Source organism: Rhodoplanes sp. Z2-YC6860 (genome assembly GCF_001579845.1).
GTDB lineage: Bacteria > Pseudomonadota > Alphaproteobacteria > Rhizobiales > Xanthobacteraceae > Z2-YC6860.
The window spans coordinates 1459487-1477034 of the sequence record NZ_CP007440.1 but is presented as its reverse complement, the minus strand read 5'-3'; the positions used below and the strand labels follow the sequence as shown (position 1 = coordinate 1477034).

Sequence of the window (17548 nt, the reverse complement as noted above, 5' to 3'; positions counted from 1 at the left end):
TAACCGCAACAAGGATAATCGTAATGACGATCGATACCAATGCAGCGATGCCGTCCGAACACACGCATCTCGATGCCCCGACCAGGCAACGTCCGAACATAACGAAGGCGCCTTCCGTCCGATCTCCGATCGTTGGCGCCGAGACGCGACCCGTAGCCAAGAGTGACACGGCCGTGACTTATACAGTGGGCAGCTATCTCGCGGCTCGCCTCTCTCAAATCGGCCTAAAGCATCATTTTGCCGTTGCCGGCGACTATACCCTCGTCCTGCTGGACCAGCTTCTGACGAACAAGGATAGGAAGCAGGTTTACTGCTCCAATGAGTTGAACTGCGGATTCAGCGCGGAGGGATATGCACGCGCACATGGTGTCGCTGCCGCGGTCGTGACCTTCAGTGTCGGCGCGCTCTCGGCCTTCGACGCGCTTGGCGGCGCCTACGCCGAGAACCTGCCGGTCATCCTGGTGTCTGGCGCGCCTAACACTAACGACCGGGCGGCGGATCATCTGCTTCACCATACGCTCGGGACGCACGATTTCATGTATCAGCTCGAGATGGCAAAAAAGATCACCTGCGCCGCGGTGTCGATCACTTTTGCGGCCGAAGCGCCTGAGAAGATCGACTATGCAATCCGCATGGCGCTGCGCGAAAAGAAGCCGGCCTACATCGAGATCGCATGCAACCTCGCTGCAGCTCCCTGCGCAGCACCAGGGCCGATCAGTGCAGTCATCGATCGCGAGCCAAGCGATTCCGAGTCACTTAATGCGGCAGTCACAGCTGCAGCAGATTTTCTTCGCAGCAAGAAAAAGCCGGTGATTCTGATCGGAAGCAAGTTGCGCGCTGCGGGGGCTGAGAAAGAGGCGATCGAACTTGCCGATGCCCTCGGCTGTTCCGTCGCGGTCATGGCTGCGGCCAAGAGCTTCTTTCCGGAGGATCATCCACAGTTCATCGGCATCTATTGGGGCGAGATCAGCTCTCCCGGCGCGCAATCCGTTGTCGATTGGTCGGATGGCGTGGTCTGCGTTGGTGCACTCTTCAATGATTATTCGACGGTCGGTTGGACCGCGATGCCAGGCGGTCCAACCGTGCTGACTGCGGACCCGAACCGGGTCCATCTGGACGGGCGCGAATTCGGCCGGGTTCACTTGAGCGATTTCCTGCCTGCCCTCGCCCGCAAGGTCGAGAAGCGCGATGCCACGATGATTGAATGGGCTTGCGTCCGAACTGAGCCTTTCCCCGAAGACGCTGCCAAGCCCGATGCAAAGCTCATACGAGCCGAATTGATTCGGCAAATTCGTCCCCTTGTGACCGCCAACGCCACGGTCATCGCTGAAACAGGCGATTCTTGGTTCAATGGCATGAAGCTGAAGCTGCCGAGGGGCGCGCGCTTCGAGATCGAGATGCAATGGGGCCATATCGGATGGTCGGTGCCGGCAGCCTTCGGGTACGCCGTGGGCGCGCCCGATCGGAGGATCATTGCCCTCATCGGCGATGGCGCCTTCCAGCTTACAGCGCAGGAGGTGGCGCAGATGATCCGGCTGAAGCTTCCGGTCATCATCTTCCTGATGAACAATCATGGATGCACGATCGAGGTCGAGATCCATGATGGTCCTTATAACAACGTCAAGAATTGGGACTATGCCGGGCTGATCAAGGTGTTCAACGCCGAGGACGGGCAAGGCAGCGGCCTGCGCGCCACCAATGGCGGAGAACTTGCCGACGCTATCAAGCTCGCGCTCGCCAACCACGATGGGCCGACGCTGATCGAATGCATCATCGATCGCGACGATTGCACGTCCGACCTTATTTCCTGGGGCCATCTGGTCGCGAAGGCCAACGGTAGGCCACCGAGCCCGCAGTAGCTCGCTACCACCAGAACGGTCCGATCCCCTTCGACGGGATCGGCCCGTTAGCAAACACTGCCCGCAAGGAATCGAACGCCATGGTACCTCCTCTCTTGACTGCCAAGATCGTAGCTCCATCCACCAATGCGAGGGTTCAGAAATCCGCCGAGCCTTCAACTCCACATGACCTCAAGCCGCTGTTCTTCCTGGCCTGGTTGCTCTGCGCTATCTTCTACTTCTTCCAGTATGCGGTGCGCTCCGCTCCGGGCATCATGCAGCAGGAGCTGACCTCTGCATGGGGCGGCAATCATATCGGCGCGATGATCTCGGCCTACTATGTAGCCTACGCGGTAATGGCCCTGGTCGCCGGCGTATTACTCGCCCGCTACGGCCCTCGCCACACCATACCCTATGGAATCGCAGTCGTGGGAATCGGCTGCCTGATATTCGCGCAGGGCAGCGAAGCGGCCGGCATGGCAGGGTTCGTTCTTCAAGCCATCGGCGCAATCTTCGCATTCATCGGCTCATCCTACGTCGCGGCCCGCTATCTACCGGCGCGAATGCTGGCGATGTTTATCGGCTTCACGCAATGCCTTGGCATGGCAGGCGCTGCGTTTGGCTCCAAGCCAGTTCATATGGCGATCGACCCAGCCGGGAGTTTCCAAATTGCATGGCAATACATCTGGATTGCCTTCGCTTGCGCGGGCTTTGTTCTTGCCGTTGCAACCTGGATCATCATGCCGTCTGAGCAAGGCGACAGTCCCAGCCACCACGGCCCACTATCGCTTGCCAGTCTGCTCCATCCGTTCAAGATCGTGTTCGGGAACGTACAGAGCTGGCTTGCCGGGATCGTCGGCGGCCTTCTCTTCCTGCCCACCACAATTGGTGCGCTGGTCTGGGCCACCTCCTTCCTTCACGCCGGCGAGAATATGCCGATGGCAGCTGCCGCGACGGACGCCTCTATGGTGCCGATCGGATGGGTGATCGGATGCCCCCTGCTCGGCTACATTGCCGACAAGATCGGGCGCCGCAAGCCAGTGTTGATTGTTGGCGAGTTGATTATGTTGGGCGCCGGACTGACCGCCATCTACGTACCGCCAGGAACCCTCCCACCTTTTTCAGTGGCGCTCGTACTTGGCATCGCGTCTGGCGCCGCGATGATCCCCTTCTCCATGATGAAGGAAACCAACCCTTCACAAGTGAAAGGAACGGCGGCGGGCATAATGAATTTTCTGGTGTTCGTCACGACGGGCATCATGTCGCCGTTCATCTCGCGTCTCATGGTGCCCCAGGGCACCCCGCTCACGCTGCATGAGTTTCAGGACGGCTTCCTGCCGCTCGTCGGCGGCGTCGTAGTCGCTATCGTCCTAAGCTTCTTTATTCATGAGACCGGACTTGCGACCAAGGCGTCGAAGGCCCCCAAAGGCAGCATCGCGATACCTCGCGCGGCAGCCACGTAAGGGAGTTGTTGAATGGAACAGCAAACAATGGATACGCCAGAACCTCTTTGCGACCTGAAGATGATCAAGGCTAATTATCGGTTCGTTTGTCACAAGGATCGTGAACCCGACTACTGCTTTCAAATAAGAGTCTTATCCCAAAATCAAGAAATGCAATTCGACGTATCAGAACAAGATGGCGAGCTCTTCGCCGCCGAGCTTGAGGTCCTGGCTGCCATAGTCAAAGCGCGGCTAATCAGGGCAAGATTAGTGGGCGAAGAGTGAAACTCAACATCCGCGCGCTCAGCACGTCGACGTGAGTTTTTGCCCTGTAACCAAAGGCGGCTTCGCCGTGAATAATCGCCAGTTAGCTTTAGGCCCAACTTCCGTGTACAACGAATTTTTGTTTGCTTCGGTCTACGAAGAAGCCAATGGGACACCTCTCAGCGTACTTTCCGCTCTGGCGCGGAACAATATCGATCCGTGGGAAGAGGCTGCGCTATTGGCAGCGATGCCCAGAGAAACGGCTGAGACAACATTGGCCTCAATCCTCGACGTCGCCTCCGCTAGAAGCCGGAAATCGTCGGAGATCGAAGCTATTGCTACTCGTTTGGTACGGCTTCTACCGCGACGCATTGAGGGTGGAACCGCGGCGTTGACAGAAATCGCAGGAGTCCACGCCCAACGGACAAGCTTCTCACTAGTTTGGATATGTTTTGCGATAGCGCTGTCTCTTATCTCGGCGCGGCACCACGCAACAACGGCGGACGCAGGCACTGCGACCACTCCAGCCAATTCAGTGTTTCAGTCGGAAACTCACGCCGCAAGCAACACGCTTCCCGTCGCAAAAGACGAACCTCATTAGGTGGCGTCGCAGGGGTTCACGTTGCCAACGTATTCCGTCGACTTGGCATCCCGGAACCAGTTAGCTCCGAAAATGAAGCTCACGCGCGGTCAATGCAACGCGACATTCGTTGCCAAAGGGGAAGCTGACATCGCGGTCCAACTCTCGAATGAGATCAGGATGGTCCCCGGTATCGAGTTCATTCCGTTTGCGCCGGAGTTTGGGCGGACATTCGCATTCTCAGCGGCCCTGGGCAAAAATGCCGGGGATGCCAACGCCGCAAAGACGATCTTTCGGTTTCTCGCGGGTCCTGAAACAGCGGCTGTTGTAGACGCCAAATGGATGATCGAGCCGCAACCAATTAAGCAAGCCCATCTCGCATATGGGTCAACGGGGTCGTTTGCGCCCCAAATCCAGGGATGTCCGGTGTACCCCGAATAGCTGCTGTGACAACGGACATCGATTTTAGACGCGGCGTGCCATGAGCAGAAATTACGCCAAAACGAAAGAGGCCGCCAACTGAGGCGGCCTATCTGCGATTGGACGGACTCATGTCCAATCCCCACTGGCGCGTGATCTTGCCGGCGTATCTGCCGTCCAGCCACATGCGGTCGGCGACAATTGCGGCCACCAGGCACAGCACGGTGATGATGATGAAGTCCCGCATCGCCGCAACTAATCTTCGTTCGCCCCGACTACCCTTCCTGTTTTTGGATCGACTAAATGGAGTCGACGGCAACCTAGGCAGGCAACAGTCTGTGTTTCGCCTTCGTGGCTGCCATCGTCAGCAGCCCAGGTTTGGACGTTCTGGCCGGTGACTGGACAGCGGTAGAGGAATGGACGCATGGCACTTCAATTGTCGCAATTGCCCTCAGAGCATTTGATCCAGATCAATCGACACGATCGCCGCTGTTGATCTGCCCGCGCCCGAACTCCCCACAGCAGCAGACTTCGGTCATGACGGCGCCCGCACGGTCTTGCACCGACACCTTGGCCCGAGAGCCGTTACGGCGATGTTGCTTGTGCGGACCAACAGAGCATGGAGTTGCAAGCCCATGGTCTGCGCTGCTTGCTGAGCATCGCGCACCTGCTCCTCGGCCATCGCATAGTCAGGATTAGTGTCTCTCGCGCGGGTGGTCGTCTGCTTTGTCTTTGGCAGCTTCCTCTGCAGTTTGGTTCTTTAGCCACAAGAGTAGAAGCTGATGCTTGATTTGAAGAGTTGATGGCACCCGGAGCTTTTTTCCATACCTTGTGGTGATCGTCATTGGGCCAGCCCCGTTGCGGCTATCAAAAGTACAAGCAAGATGGGCACCACCAGTGGGGGCACCAACCACGGACTGATTCGATAGTAGAGTGCCATAGATTGCTCCTGTCGTGATGAAACTTAGAAAGCAAAGCGTCCGACTAGCGGGGAACCAGCCGGGGTCTTCTGGTTACCGGCGCACGCCAACAACAGCCATCGACACGTCATCGACGCTGAAGCCCGCGAGTGCTTCTGAACGAAGGCGGAGCGGATCGAACTCTTCATTGGTGGTCGCCTCAATGATCCGCTTGCGATGAGTTCACGCACTTTGGCGGCACACGCGAGCTGCCGTAGTGAGCTGCAGGCCCGATCGCTGTATCGATGATCTTGCTAGGTTGCGCCTTTCCCAAAGACGCTGGCTGTTCCAAACAGACCGTTTTTCTCTTTTGATTGCGGTAATTGCCCAGAGGAGCGCTTTCACGCGGCTTTGAACATATCGCGCCACCGCCGAAAGTCTTCGCGAATGATCTAACAATCCTGTGCCCGCGATCTTAATATGATAGAACGACCTACAGCGGCCGTGTGCCAGGCGTTGGTGGCTGAGAGACAATCTCGCACCTGTCTGAACGAAGGGAAAGCCGTGATGGCTCGTTCACCTAAAACAAGGTCCGTAAAGTCGAGCACAAGTAGCAAGGCAGCAAGCAGGGCGGTGTTTGATCCTGCGGTGTTTCTTGCAACGGCGGCTCTTGGTCGCGACCTTTCCAATCATTCAAAGAACGAAGTCATTTTCGCTCAGGGCGATGATGCAGATGCGGTTTTCTATATCAAGAAAGGCAAGGTTAAAGTCGCCGTTGTATCGAAGGATGGAAAGGAAGCCGTCGTCGCACTCTTGGGGCCAGACCAATTTGTTGGGGAAGGCTGCCTGATCGGTCAGCCTAAGCGTTTAGCGACAGCGTCAGCGATGACGGAATGCGAGACGATGCGAGTGACCAAAACCGAGATCCAGCGGCTGCTTCAAGATGAGCCCACATTTTCGCAAATGTTCGTTTCACATCTTCTGGTGAGGAATGCCCGGATTGAGGAAGACCTGGTCGATCAACTTTTCAACTCGACCGAGAAACGGTTGGCGCGGCTGTTACTGCTATTGGCAAATTTTGGCAAAGAAGGGCGAACGGAGCCCATTCTCGCAAAGATCAGTCAGGAAACTCTCGCTGAGATGATTGGCACGACGCGATCACGCGTGAGTCACTTTATGAATAGGTTCCGCAAAATGGGTTTCATTGATTACAACGGACACCTTGAAGTTCACAGTTCTTTGGTGGGCGTTCTTCTGGCCGATCAGCCTCGCACCGTGAGCGGCTCCGCCGAGTCACATTAATCCCTGCGAGCCGGCGCCGCCGAGGTGGCCTAATGCTCGCGCTTTATCTCACTCGCGTTCGCCCCCATGTCTCGGCCTTGTGTTCGAGCATTATGCGGTGTGACGGCTGCGTGGCGCGCTTAGCGAGACGGATACACTCTGCCGCCTTCTGTCGCGCATACTCAGGTGTTAGCTGTTTTGATTTTTCGGCCATCGCGGACGTTAGCATAGCCATGAGCACACATAGGCCAAACTGAGGCGACCCATTCCTTCGGCTCGTCTTTCTTCGGCTGCGGCTGTTGTTGCTGTAGCTGCACCGATTGGCTCGCTTGCGGCGGCTGCTTCGGCGCAAACTTCCAAGCGACCCATGTGGACCGCTTACATGAGACGCAACGGTAAATGCGATGGCCGGGATCACTACCGAGCGGAGACAGCTCAGTGACGAAATCAGCCTGTGTGCCGCGTGCTCGCACGGCACGAACTCGTCGATAGACATTGATGGTGGGATACTCCTACCGGGTACAATGGGCCGCTTGACCCATCGGTCCAGCAAAAGTGATCAAAATCGAACACTTTTTCAAACCAGCCGCTGGCTGCACCGAGTTCCGATGTGCGCAAGGCCCAGCCCCGGGGAAGAGCTGGGCCTCGTATGATCACGCTACGCGGGATCATGGCGTCAGGTCTTGGGGGATTGTGAGACCTACGCCGCAAGTACGTTGGCGGTTTTCTCGATGCCGAGAGTTGCCAAGGCTTGCTGGTGAAGCAGTTCCGGGTCGCGCTCGCCTTGTCTGGCGGCTTCGATGATGCGCTGTCCGATTATTTCCCGAACAATCGGGGTTAGCCCTAAAGGTCGAAGCGAGCAGCAAGCGCGGTCGTATGCAACGATCATTGCTGCTAGGGCTTGATCGTCGAAGTAAGTGTTTTGTTCGTGAGCACTCATAATCACCTCCCATGACTATGGGCGGGAGCACCACTGTCTCTCAGTCACCGAGGCCCGAAGCTGTTTCGGTGATATCAAATGCTAGACAGCGTGGAATTTGGAATCTGTGCCGTTTTGCTCATTTTCAATGTAGGCCACTGCGTAAATCAAAATAGGCCACTCGGGGTCGAACTGGGCTAGTAGCGCGCTCACATCCGTGTCTCCATTAGCGACATGGTCAAGATAGGGTGCTTCTTGGTCGGCATTATCCGCGTGCCACAGAGGACCTCAACCTTTAAGGACCCCGGAGAGGGGACTTGCATGTTTTCAGAAGCGTTATTGAGCCGCCGGAGCAGGTGACGGATTCGGCGTTGACGGTGTCGCTGAGCCATTCGTTGAATGCGCCGTTATCGGAGCTGATGCCGTGGCTGCGGGCGCGTTCGGATTGACTGCGGACGCGGTATGCAAGCCGTTGCGGTTATACATCATGGCGATTCCGAACACGACGGCGAGCGCTACAGCACCCCCGACTATCCAGCCGGTGTAACTTGTTTCGTCGCGACCGACGCGGCGATTTGGGTTGTTAGAATTTGGGTCATTGTGAATCGTCATTTCAGTCTCCTGGTTGCCGCTCAAGACGCCTCTTTCGATGCCAACTGCTGTGGCAGATGGCGCGTCCGGGCTGGCGATGCGGTTGGGATCACAAGGTCAACTCGCCGCTGTTGGGATCGTTCCGTAAGAGCTCAAAGGGGCTTAGGAGGGAGGCCGATGAACCTCAGGACGCAGCGCAAGAAATCAATTTAAACGCCAGCTTGAGGGCGTGGTGGAGATTTCAGACCCAATGGCCCATCAAATCAGATTGTTTGCCAGTCGTCATTTTTTCTTGAGCGCTTGCACGTGTCCCTCCATTTCCACACATTCGCGCCATTCGATATAGCTGGCTGAAAAGACCATCGGCTGCACACACAGAGCTTTCGTCGCGGCAGTCATATTTGCCCATGATCGGACCAGTGCCCCGCGTGCCGCCTGTTCGTCCCTCAAACACGCGTCGAAGGCATTGGGTGAGGGAACGGTGCCCAAGATCTTTTCGCTCGTGTGTTGAGAAGCGCGGCAACGCTTCTCAACGTCAATTTTTGGAATCCCGTTATCCATTGCCATTAGGGACACAGTCGTGGCGAGAAAGATGGCGCCTGACAAAGCCAGAGCCGCACCAGCACGTGTCATCGACGCGCTCCGCCTTTTGAGGTGCGCTCATTAAAGCGCGCGTATGCCGGATGAAAGTCTGAACAGGAATGGCGCATAGCACTTCTCCGCGTACAGGCGGGAGCGCGACGCTCTCAGTCAGCGGCGCCTGGGCCTCGGGCCGCTGCCGGCGATGCTCTGTATATAAGATGCGAAGCTCGGGAAACGAGTGGTGTCGAACTATTCGACACTATTCTTTCTTTCTGGCTTTGTTGCTGTTGCCTGCGCTGCAGCGTCGTGTCGCTTGCACGCGTTATAGTGAAAATATGCGCCGTTCGGGCTCGTCCGCCTTCGCGTCATGGAAATGCATCCCAGCCGCGGCATGCCGCGACTAGTCGAGTCCAACGGCGGTCAGTGTTGAAATTGGATAGGGGTGCGCAACTGAAGTCAAAGAAAAAGCCACGGCTTTCTGGCCGGGGCTTTCTCCAGAGTCGAACTTAGTCGCGTTCCTTGGTGATGGTCTTCTTCTCAACCGTCACATCAGGATCGCGATCCTTCTTGATGATGACTTCCTTGTCGCGGCGCGGTTCACGCTCGCGAACGACCTCACGCTCCCGAACAACGCGGTCCGGACCAGCACCAACGGACACACCGTTTGGCCCAACGCCAACACCGACTTCTTCCGCAGTGGCCGGAGCCGCACACGCCAGCGAGACAACGGCCACAATGGCAAGACCACGAATCTACTATTCGCCTTTGGTGGTTAGTAAAAACAACATAATGGACGCGCAATCGCTCCTCGAACCAAGCGCTTGTGCCCCTTCGTTATTCAACCGGCCACTAAGGAACGAACCCATCTGGCTGCCGTTGTCGATAGACATTCAAGGAGTTGAAATGGGCGACAACAAAGACCCCAAAAAGACACGACCGGGCGAAATGCCACCGGGCAAGTTTCATTTCAATCCAGGGAACATGTCTGGCAAAACAATCGGAAATGCTGAACGTCACGAAGATGACGTTGCCGTCCCCCTGGATCGAGCAGCCAAGCAGAAGCAACCAAAAGCACCCAAGTGAACACGGGCAGACGACCGTTTCGCGGTCCCGTTCCAGCAACACCGTGTCCTGAGTGTCCTTGATCGCAATCTGAGTTTTGAGAAATGCATTCTCGCTTTTCGAGCTGCGCGACATAACGGGCATCCGTCGCGGCCTATCGCGACAGGTCGCACCTCCTCGATGTAGGAGGCAATGTGCTTGTCTACCCCCTCGCCAGATCAAATGCGTTACCGCAGCGCAGGCACTGAATTGCATTCTGCGCCGGTCCGGCGTACGGGCCTGTCGACGCCCGCGGCAAACGGCCGCGACCGGATTTTCTCCAGCCGCATCTATTTTCGGCGGTTTCGCCGAGGTGGGAATTTGACCACGAGATGGTCGCTGAAAATTACAGTGACCATCACGAGAGAAATCGCGACATAAGCAGCGGTCATCGACCACGAACCCAATTGATGGACGAGACCGACGATCCACGCCGCAAACAATGTGGCCCCGAGGGCCTCTTTCACCAAACTCATCGCAACATTCCCTGTGCATGAACCCCCCGCGTGGTTATGCGGGCTTCCTTTGCCCCAGAGCGCAGGTAACAGACCACGAAGCGACGATCTGTTCAAAATTGCTCATCGTCATCGTGATGCAAAGAGTAGGAGCGTCCATCCGTCGGCAAGCCATCGGCTGGCGGTGCCATGCGATCCCCTGCCACGCCGGCCGGAACCAAAGTCGCTAATTCACGTTGGCATTCTGCATTTCTGGAGCGCCAGATGACTGAGGTCGAAATCGCGCTTGTTCTAGCGACCGTCGGTGCGGTCGCTTTCGCGGCCGCCATAGGTTGGCCCTGGCGCGCAAGGCTGTAACAACGTGCGCATGAGCAACCAGCGCCGGCCAGCAAGTCCTCGCCGCCGCCGCGCGTCGGTTGAGTGGTCTGGCACCAGGGCGGGCACTGCACCGGTTGAGAACGCACGCTCGCTCCTTCAGGTCTATAAGCCGCAGTTGAGGGCCACGACGAAGAAGAGGATCCCCGTCTTTCTCCTGCCGATCCTGTTGGTCGCTGGCGGCGTCGTGGTTCTTGGTAGCGGCTATTACGTCATCGCTTCCATCGTCCACTGACGGTTTCACGCTAGAAGGTGGCAATGACGTACTGTTGCAATGAAGTCAGAATTTGGGGAGTCCGCATTGCCGGATGATTGTAAAATGCAGATACGAACGCAACGAGGATCATCGAGGAAATTCCAAGAATGACGCTGGCTGGGCTCCTGATGGCATCGGAATTCGTCCGGCGTCGCTCAACCAGGCGCTTCGTGCTTTGGTCCGCAGCCGTGCCGGACGCTAGAACTCCGACATCTGGCTGGCCGGATCTGGCAAGCTGGTCGCGCTCAGTTTGATCCTGGCTATCAAATTTTTTGGCGAGAGCCAGACAAACTGACGCGGCAGCCAGTTGCGAAAGTTTTTGCACCGGGTCGTTCTCTGCGACAGCCATACAATGCCTGCTGAGTTCTCGATAATATTCGCCGGCCGCGCTCACGAATAACTCCTAGCCTGTCCGCACGATAACTCTCATCTCGAGATTCCGTTCATGCTCGGCACGCGCCATCGCCCAATGCATTCCGTATCAAACAGCACGTCTTAATTGGTCGCCGGGTGCCGATCTGCACGAGTTATTTCGCGGCTCTGGAACGATTGCGGCATCACCGCCAATCGAGGTGGCCCAAACGCGGACGATCGCATCGGTCGGCGCTACTCCAACCCACACTGCACGCAAAAGAATGCGGTGGCAGACGTGACCTATCAACGACTGTCCGCAATTCACACAACTTGGATGACTCAACATGTCGTTCCCCCGCTTTTTGATGATGAATAGAGTATGACGGTTGTCCAATCGGCGCCGTATCGAACGGACCACTTTAAAAGTGGGCCGCTTCGCAATTCAAAACGGGCCACTGCGATTTTGCCAAAAGTGAGCAATTTTGCTCAGTCATCTTCGCCACAGATTGCGACCGTAAAAGATAGTCGGGCTGGTCCATCAGCCTGTGCCGGATGTGATTGAACTCCCGTCCGGCTTTGCGCCCGCCCCCGAGCCCCCCTCTTGGCGGGCGCAATCATGTCGAGGCAACCGCCAAATCGTGTTTGTTCGCACGGAAGCAAACACGACGCTTGTTCAACCGTCTCGCCGGCGGGCGAGCAGCTCCAGCGGGACGAGCGGACTGCCGGTATTCTAACGCGGTTTGGAACGCTTGCCCTTCCGTTTTTGAGCTTGAGCTAGGGGGCGATCCTTCTCGTCGCCGATGAACTCGACCGGAACGCCCTTCGTGATTGTTGAAGCAAGCTGTAGCGCGTCCCAATTCGTCAGCCGGATGCATCCATGCGATTCAGACTTGCTGATCTTCGAGGGCTCTGGCGTTCCGTGAATGCCATAGCCCTCTTTGTTCAGCCCGATCCAGGCCAGCCCAACAGGGTTGTTGGGACCGGGCTTGATGGTGAAAGCTTCCTGAGATTTCACACCTTTGAAAGCGTAGTCGGGATTGTACCGATACGTCGGGTTCGCGGCGATGGACGTTACCTTGAGTATGCCATCTGGCGCAGGCTTCTCCGTGCTTCCTGCCGTCACGGGATAGACCGCGAGCAGTGCCTTTGCCTTTCCCAACACCTTTAAGATTTGCTTGCCCTTATCAACTTCGATCTTGACCGCCTTCTCTGACAATTTGGCGCTTGCAACGCTGGCGACCATGATCGTTGCGCCCGCCTTATCGAACTTCTGCTGATCAGGATTGAGCGAAACCAGAAGCTCCGGACTCATGTGGAATTTCTCAGCGAGCTGCTCTTTCGGGTTGATGTAGGATAATGCCGGTAGATCCTTCATGTCCTCCATTTTCTCCGGAATTTTCTCGGCAAAGGGCCCTTTGACATCGCCTTCCGAAATCTTGTACCCGACAATGACAGGCCCCTTGAACATTTCGATAAGTTTTTGCCAAAGCTCTGTCGACATGCCGGAGTTTGCGCCTTGTGCGGCAGCATAGGCTGCAATTGCTTTATCGAGGTTTTCGCCTCTCTTTCCGTCGATTTCGCCCGGTGAAAAGTGGGCACGATCCAGCAGGACCTGCAATTTGACCGTCATCGGGCCGACGGTTTCCTGGGTGGCTTTATCGCTCCATTCCGCGTCATTAACAGTTTGGGCTCGAATGGAGACGGGCAAAGCAGGCGCGTTCGGTGCTGCAACCGTCGAATTTGCAAAACATAAACAGAATGCTGCAGAGACCAATGTCATTCGCATAAAAGACTCCCGCGTCACGCAGGCAACACGGTAAGGCCCCAATCGTTCCGGAGCCGCCAATTGATATCGACTCTCGTGCGCATCGGTTTTCAACCCACGCGACCAACTAAATGTGTGTTGTTTTATACAGAATGTGCCGAGCGTTGCGCTGTACTCTGATCCGTCACAGTGGGGGCTTGCGCCGTGACAAGTCATCCAAATTTCATGCGCTGCGAACAACTGTAGTCACGGTATGTAAAAATGATTGTTGTTGGACCACCCGGTTACATCGACGATACCGCGATTGCGAGAATGATCATTGCCTACAATCAAGCTTTCGATCAGCGTCAGAAAACCTTCTTTGAAAAGAAATTCGAACTATCGCGGAAGAAAATCTCGCAACTATCGGCCTTGCTCGCTTTCTTCATGATTAAATCGACGGCGGCGGCCAACGCCGACGTGCCGGAATCGCATGTGCTTGGACAGGACAGCCTCGCGCTAACCAGCCCGAGCCTTGAAGCAACGCATGTGTCGCTGATTACCAAACAGAGCCCTTTCGTAAAGCGGGGGAGTTTCCGCTCCCACGCGAAACATCAACTGGACAGGCCTGTGATGAGGTTGCTTGCCGTCCATGAGGACGGTTCGAACATCGTGGGGGGCGATGTGAAAACTCCCTTGAGCACATCGATCATTATCGAGGCGCGCCGTTGGATCGGCACCAACCCAACCGGCCTTCGGAAGTTGTGGTGCGCAAACTTTATGAATTTCGTTCTTACTCGTCTCGGCTATTCCGGGACGTCGTCGGACATGGCGCAGTCCTTTGCCTCCTACGGCAAACGTCTCGTAGGCCCAGAGATTGGCGCTATAGCAGTCATGAGACGCGGCAAAAGCGGCGGGCACGTTGGAGTGGTTACCGGCTTTGCCGCGAGTGGAAACCCGATCATCATCTCGGGAAATTACACGCACCGCGTTGCGGAGGCGGTCTATTCGCGAAGTCATATCTACGCATACGTTGCTCCATAGCATCCATGTTGCGATAAAAGGCAGTCATCGAAGGTCTGCGGTGACCGTCGAATGCGAAGGCCTTGGCTTTGTTGTCGGGCCACTGGCTGAGGACTGGAATAGCGTGATGTCGATACCGCACCGACGGGCGGCTGTCATCGCCATCACTGCAAAGAGCACTACAATAGACAGAGCAATTCCCAAAACGCCAAGCGCAACGCCACGGTCGTCCTTGGTGGTCATGGCGACCTCCATGATTCCGACGGTTCAACGCTCGGCTCGTTTATCGGTTCTGCGATTCAGCGTTGCCGGAAGCACTGCACAACGCCCGATCGCCCATGGTCACTTCCTAATGAAGGACGATATTTAATGGTATCAGCCCGCTCGGACTGACGCCTGCCAGAGATTACCTAGCGACCACTTTTGAACAAAAACCGAGCTTGGGTCCTTCTGAGGCCTCGCTTGCATGCGGGTAGTTCGCACCCCGATTGCGCGCTAGTTTAACGCTCCTTTTTTAAGGGCAACTCGGGCAACTGAGGCAACTCGGGGTGCCGCAGTTCCGCGTCGTACTCCAAACGAGGACGATCGCATCGGTCGGCGCTACTCCAGCCGCGCATATCCTCGAACGGTTCGCAATGTGCCGTTGGCGCGCGTGCATATCTGCACCGTGTCTTGCGGGAAGTGCTCCTTGTGAAAGCCGGCGCTTGCTATGGCGCTGAGCTCCAGGTCGGCAACGAACCGGTTCACGCCATTGATGACGATGTCGAAGCCTTGCTGTTGCTCATTCATTTCTGGCTAACTCGGATGAACTTCTTGGATGAGAAGCAGGTAGCTGCATCACGCAGCGTCAGCGCGCCATGCCGATGTTCCAAGCAGCATCGCTCGGTCCGCTTCAGCCGCCGCGAGGCCGCGTTGAATGCGTTCGTGATCGGGCGGGTGAGCCGGACCTGTTCGAAGGAGCTGGCGATAGTGGGCAATCACCTTTTCGTTGACCCGCAGGAGATAATCGCGCACCTCTTGATCGTGGCGAGTGCCTCACCCTCGACGTCCTCGGCGACGATCAGCAGCGGCTTGCCGCTCTGCACGACCGCTTCGAGCAAGGGCAGCATGGTCTGCAAGCCGGTCAGCTTCTTTTCGTGGATCAGCACATAGGGGCTTCGAGCTCGACCTTCATCTTTTCGGTGTTGGTTACGAAGTACGGAGACACGTAGCCGCGGTCGAACTGCATGCCTTCGACGACTTCGAGTTCGGTCTCGAGGCTCTTGGCCTCCTCGACCGTGATGACGCCGTCGTTGCCGACTTTTTGCATCGCTTCCGCAAGGAAACGTCCAATCTCGGTGTCGCCGTTGGCGGAGATGGTGCCAACTTGGGCGATCTCTGAATTCGAGGTCACCTTTTTCGCGTGGCTCTTAAGATCGGTCACCACCGTCTCAACGGCGAGATTGATACCGCGCTTCAGGTCCATCGGATTCATACCGGCGGCAACGGCCTTCGATCCTTCCTTGACGATCGCCTGCGCGAGAACGGTGGCTGTGGTGGTGCCGTCGCCGGCGAGATCGTTCGTCTTGCTCGCCACCTCGCGCACCATCTGGGCGCCCATATTCTCGAACTTGTCTTCGAGTTCGATCTCCTTGGCGACGGTGACGCCGTCCTTGGTGATCCGCGGCGCACCGAACGACTTCTCGATCACCACGTTGCGGCCCTTGGGGCCCAGCGTGACCTTGACCGCGTTTGCGAGCGTGTCGACGCCGCGCAGCATCTTCTCGCGCGCCTCGGACGAAAAACGGACTTCTTTGGCAGCCATGACTAGAACCTCCTTCCTTCGGATGCAGGATGTTTGATGGATTACGCGGCCTTGCGAATTTTGGTGGTCTCGTCGATCACGCCGAGGATGTCGCTTTCCTTTATGATCAGCAGATCCTCGCCGTCGATCTTGACCTCGGTGCCCGACCACTTGCCGAACAACACGCGGTCTCCGGTCTTGATATCGATCGGAATGAGCTTGCCGCTTTCATCGCGACCGCCAGGCCCTACGGCAATCACTTCGCCCTGCGACGGCTTCTCCTTCGCGGTGTCCGGAATAATGATGCCGCTGGCGGTTTTCTCATCGGCCTCGATACGGCGCACGACGACACGGTCATGCAGTGGACGGAACGTCATGAATCCCTCCTTGTCAGTCCAGCGATGTCAAAAGGTCGGCCAGCTCCCCCGGCGCAACCGGAAAATCGATTTGGTGTCACGTCAATCGCGGTCAAGCCTCCGTGTGAAATTTTTTTGTGAGGTCCAACGCGCAGACGAACGCAACACTCGCGACGAGGCAGACACCGGCCACGCAGTTGCCCACCACAAGAGCCGTGACGAATGGCGTCAGCATGGATCATCTCCTTGCTTAAGACGGCGGGCTGAAGCCCCGCCATGCTCGATGGCGGGGCTTCGGAGACGGCTGGCGGTTTTAGCTCGCTTGGAGCCTCACGCCCGCCGCGTCAGGCGTTGCTAAATCCGTCTCCATCGCCCGCGTTCAGCGCCACCGCACTCAGCGCAAGGATGGTCGACAGAAGCACCCCGAGCATCAGGAGGGACATGGCTGACCTCCGACGTCGGCCTGAGTGTTCCTGCCCGGATCGGATGCGAGAACTGCCTCACGCACCAGCTTCGGGGCTTCCTGCTCAACCAGCTTCATGGCTTCGAGCACGCGCCGCATGCCGGGCTGCCGCAACGCGTCGAGCTTGATCCAGGTCCGGTCGCTCATGGCTACATCCTCCTCGAACCGGCCAGCGCATTGGCCTACACCTGCATTTCCGGCACGACGGGACCGAAAACGAAGGGGCCACCCGAGCTCGCCTGGCGGCCGATCGGAAGGTCGCCCTTTGGCAGCCGGGTCTTGTTGTCGAGTTGGAGCCACGGAATGCCTCCGTCCGCCGGAGGCAAGAACCGTTCGAGACTGGTGTCTTTCCAGTCCGTCTTTTGCATGATGCTCTGGCTTGCTGCCTCGGGCGCGCAAGCCAGGACCGCCGCTGTCACGGCGATGGCATACTTCATCATGGCGGGCCTCACCCGAACAGGGAACGTCCACCGCGTTCTTTGCGGTAGGGATCCTTCCAGCGCTGGGCGCGGTTGATGAACTTGCCGTAGTTGGGCGTGTTGGCCGCCTCTCCGTCCAGGCGCTTCAACGCATCCATGATGTCGTCAAAGCGCACCGTGGGTGCGGCCGGGGGGCGCCGCAGGTCAGGCGCGGCCTCCACGGCGCAGGCGTCCGACGCCCACGACGCGAGAATGGCCCGTTTCTCCTGAACGGTCATGTCCGGGTCGGCTACGACATCCATCGGGTTCCGGAATGCCCCGGCCGGATGAAGCAGATAGTCGAGATCGAATTCCTTTCGGTTGGCTGTCTCTGTCATGGCCATATCCTTCGTAAAGCGACATG

19 protein-coding genes and 1 pseudogene are annotated in these 17548 nt (G+C 57.2%); 7 read left to right on the top strand and 13 right to left on the bottom strand.

Features of this window, described 5'->3' with window-relative positions; all coding sequences use genetic code 11:
• Positions 1 to 23: 23 nt before the first annotated feature.
• From RHPLAN_RS06820 to RHPLAN_RS06805, 4 genes are all read left to right on the top strand, one after another.
• Entirely contained in the window at positions 24 to 1859 is a 1836-nt protein-coding gene (locus RHPLAN_RS06820; RefSeq protein WP_237180068.1) for an alpha-keto acid decarboxylase family protein, read from the top strand.
• Between the two features lie 80 nt (positions 1860 to 1939).
• Positions 1940 to 3301, top strand: coding sequence for an MFS transporter (locus RHPLAN_RS06815; RefSeq protein WP_084244443.1), 1362 nt, complete (start codon positions 1940 to 1942; stop codon positions 3299 to 3301).
• Positions 3302 to 3313: 12 nt separating this feature from the next.
• Positions 3314 to 3565, top strand: coding sequence for a hypothetical protein (locus RHPLAN_RS06810; protein WP_068015140.1), 252 nt, complete (start codon positions 3314 to 3316; stop codon positions 3563 to 3565).
• Positions 3566 to 4217: 652 nt separating this feature from the next.
• Entirely contained in the window at positions 4218 to 4565 is a 348-nt protein-coding gene (locus RHPLAN_RS06805; RefSeq protein ID WP_068015137.1) for a substrate-binding domain-containing protein, read from the top strand.
• Between the two features lie 88 nt (positions 4566 to 4653).
• On the opposite strand, the gene RHPLAN_RS39080 is transcribed toward RHPLAN_RS06805, so the two are convergent.
• Complete coding sequence (locus RHPLAN_RS39080; RefSeq protein ID WP_157100110.1) at positions 4654 to 4791, bottom strand: hypothetical protein; 138 nt, start codon at positions 4789 to 4791, stop codon at positions 4654 to 4656.
• A gap of 1219 nt (positions 4792 to 6010) precedes the next feature.
• Here RHPLAN_RS39080 and RHPLAN_RS06800 point away from each other — a divergent pair.
• Positions 6011 to 6745 carry a Crp/Fnr family transcriptional regulator gene (locus RHPLAN_RS06800; protein WP_068015135.1) on the top strand — a complete coding sequence of 245 codons (735 nt, stop codon included), beginning with the start codon at positions 6011 to 6013 and terminating at the stop codon, positions 6743 to 6745.
• 679 nt (positions 6746 to 7424) lie between these two features.
• Here the strand turns inward: RHPLAN_RS06800 and RHPLAN_RS39075 are convergent.
• The 3 genes from RHPLAN_RS39075 to RHPLAN_RS38235 all read right to left on the bottom strand — a co-directional run bounded on the left by RHPLAN_RS39075 (position 7425) and on the right by RHPLAN_RS38235 (position 9550).
• A complete protein-coding gene (locus RHPLAN_RS39075; RefSeq protein WP_157100109.1) occupies positions 7425 to 7664 on the bottom strand; it encodes a hypothetical protein in 240 nt (79 codons plus the stop codon).
• An 852-nt stretch (positions 7665 to 8516) separates the two neighbouring features.
• On the bottom strand, positions 8517 to 8867 hold the full coding sequence (locus tag RHPLAN_RS39070; RefSeq protein WP_157100108.1) for a hypothetical protein: 351 nt from the start codon (positions 8865 to 8867) through the stop codon (positions 8517 to 8519).
• Positions 8868 to 9322: 455 nt separating this feature from the next.
• Complete coding sequence (locus RHPLAN_RS38235; protein WP_237180066.1) at positions 9323 to 9550, bottom strand: hypothetical protein; 228 nt, start codon at positions 9548 to 9550, stop codon at positions 9323 to 9325.
• A 169-nt stretch (positions 9551 to 9719) separates the two neighbouring features.
• Between RHPLAN_RS38235 and RHPLAN_RS38230 the strand changes: the two genes are divergently transcribed.
• Positions 9720 to 9899: a hypothetical protein gene (locus RHPLAN_RS38230; RefSeq protein ID WP_084244439.1), complete on the top strand. Its 180-nt coding sequence runs from the start codon at positions 9720 to 9722 to the stop codon at positions 9897 to 9899.
• A gap of 1093 nt (positions 9900 to 10992) precedes the next feature.
• Here the strand turns inward: RHPLAN_RS38230 and RHPLAN_RS06780 are convergent.
• Positions 10993 to 11397, bottom strand: coding sequence for a hypothetical protein (locus tag RHPLAN_RS06780; protein WP_157100107.1), 405 nt, complete (start codon positions 11395 to 11397; stop codon positions 10993 to 10995).
• 690 nt (positions 11398 to 12087) lie between these two features.
• Complete coding sequence (locus tag RHPLAN_RS06775; protein ID WP_237180065.1) at positions 12088 to 13143, bottom strand: L,D-transpeptidase; 1056 nt, start codon at positions 13141 to 13143, stop codon at positions 12088 to 12090.
• A 291-nt stretch (positions 13144 to 13434) separates the two neighbouring features.
• Here RHPLAN_RS06775 and RHPLAN_RS06770 point away from each other — a divergent pair, with 291 nt between their 5' ends.
• Entirely contained in the window at positions 13435 to 14145 is a 711-nt protein-coding gene (locus tag RHPLAN_RS06770) for a TIGR02594 family protein (RefSeq protein ID WP_068015120.1), read from the top strand.
• A gap of 24 nt (positions 14146 to 14169) precedes the next feature.
• On the opposite strand, the gene RHPLAN_RS39065 is transcribed toward RHPLAN_RS06770, so the two are convergent.
• The 7 genes and pseudogenes from RHPLAN_RS39065 to RHPLAN_RS06740 form a co-directional block, all read right to left on the bottom strand.
• Complete coding sequence (locus RHPLAN_RS39065) at positions 14170 to 14367, bottom strand: hypothetical protein (protein WP_157100106.1); 198 nt, start codon at positions 14365 to 14367, stop codon at positions 14170 to 14172.
• Between the two features lie 357 nt (positions 14368 to 14724).
• Entirely contained in the window at positions 14725 to 14913 is a 189-nt protein-coding gene (locus RHPLAN_RS06765; RefSeq protein ID WP_068015117.1) for a hypothetical protein, read from the bottom strand.
• Positions 14914 to 15143: 230 nt separating this feature from the next.
• Positions 15144 to 15928 (bottom strand): annotated as a pseudogene (gene groEL / locus RHPLAN_RS06760) (chaperonin GroEL); the annotation flags it as partial.
• A gap of 41 nt (positions 15929 to 15969) precedes the next feature.
• Entirely contained in the window at positions 15970 to 16284 is a 315-nt protein-coding gene (gene groES / locus RHPLAN_RS06755; protein WP_068015114.1) for a co-chaperone GroES, read from the bottom strand.
• Positions 16285 to 16693: 409 nt separating this feature from the next.
• Positions 16694 to 16873, bottom strand: coding sequence for a hypothetical protein (locus tag RHPLAN_RS06750; RefSeq protein WP_068015111.1), 180 nt, complete (start codon positions 16871 to 16873; stop codon positions 16694 to 16696).
• Between the two features lie 35 nt (positions 16874 to 16908).
• Positions 16909 to 17166, bottom strand: a complete 258-nt coding sequence (locus RHPLAN_RS06745) for a hypothetical protein (RefSeq protein WP_068015107.1) — start codon at positions 17164 to 17166, stop codon at positions 16909 to 16911.
• Positions 17167 to 17174: 8 nt separating this feature from the next.
• On the bottom strand, positions 17175 to 17522 hold the full coding sequence (locus tag RHPLAN_RS06740; RefSeq protein WP_157100105.1) for a hypothetical protein: 348 nt from the start codon (positions 17520 to 17522) through the stop codon (positions 17175 to 17177).
• Positions 17523 to 17548: the final 26 nt, after the last annotated feature.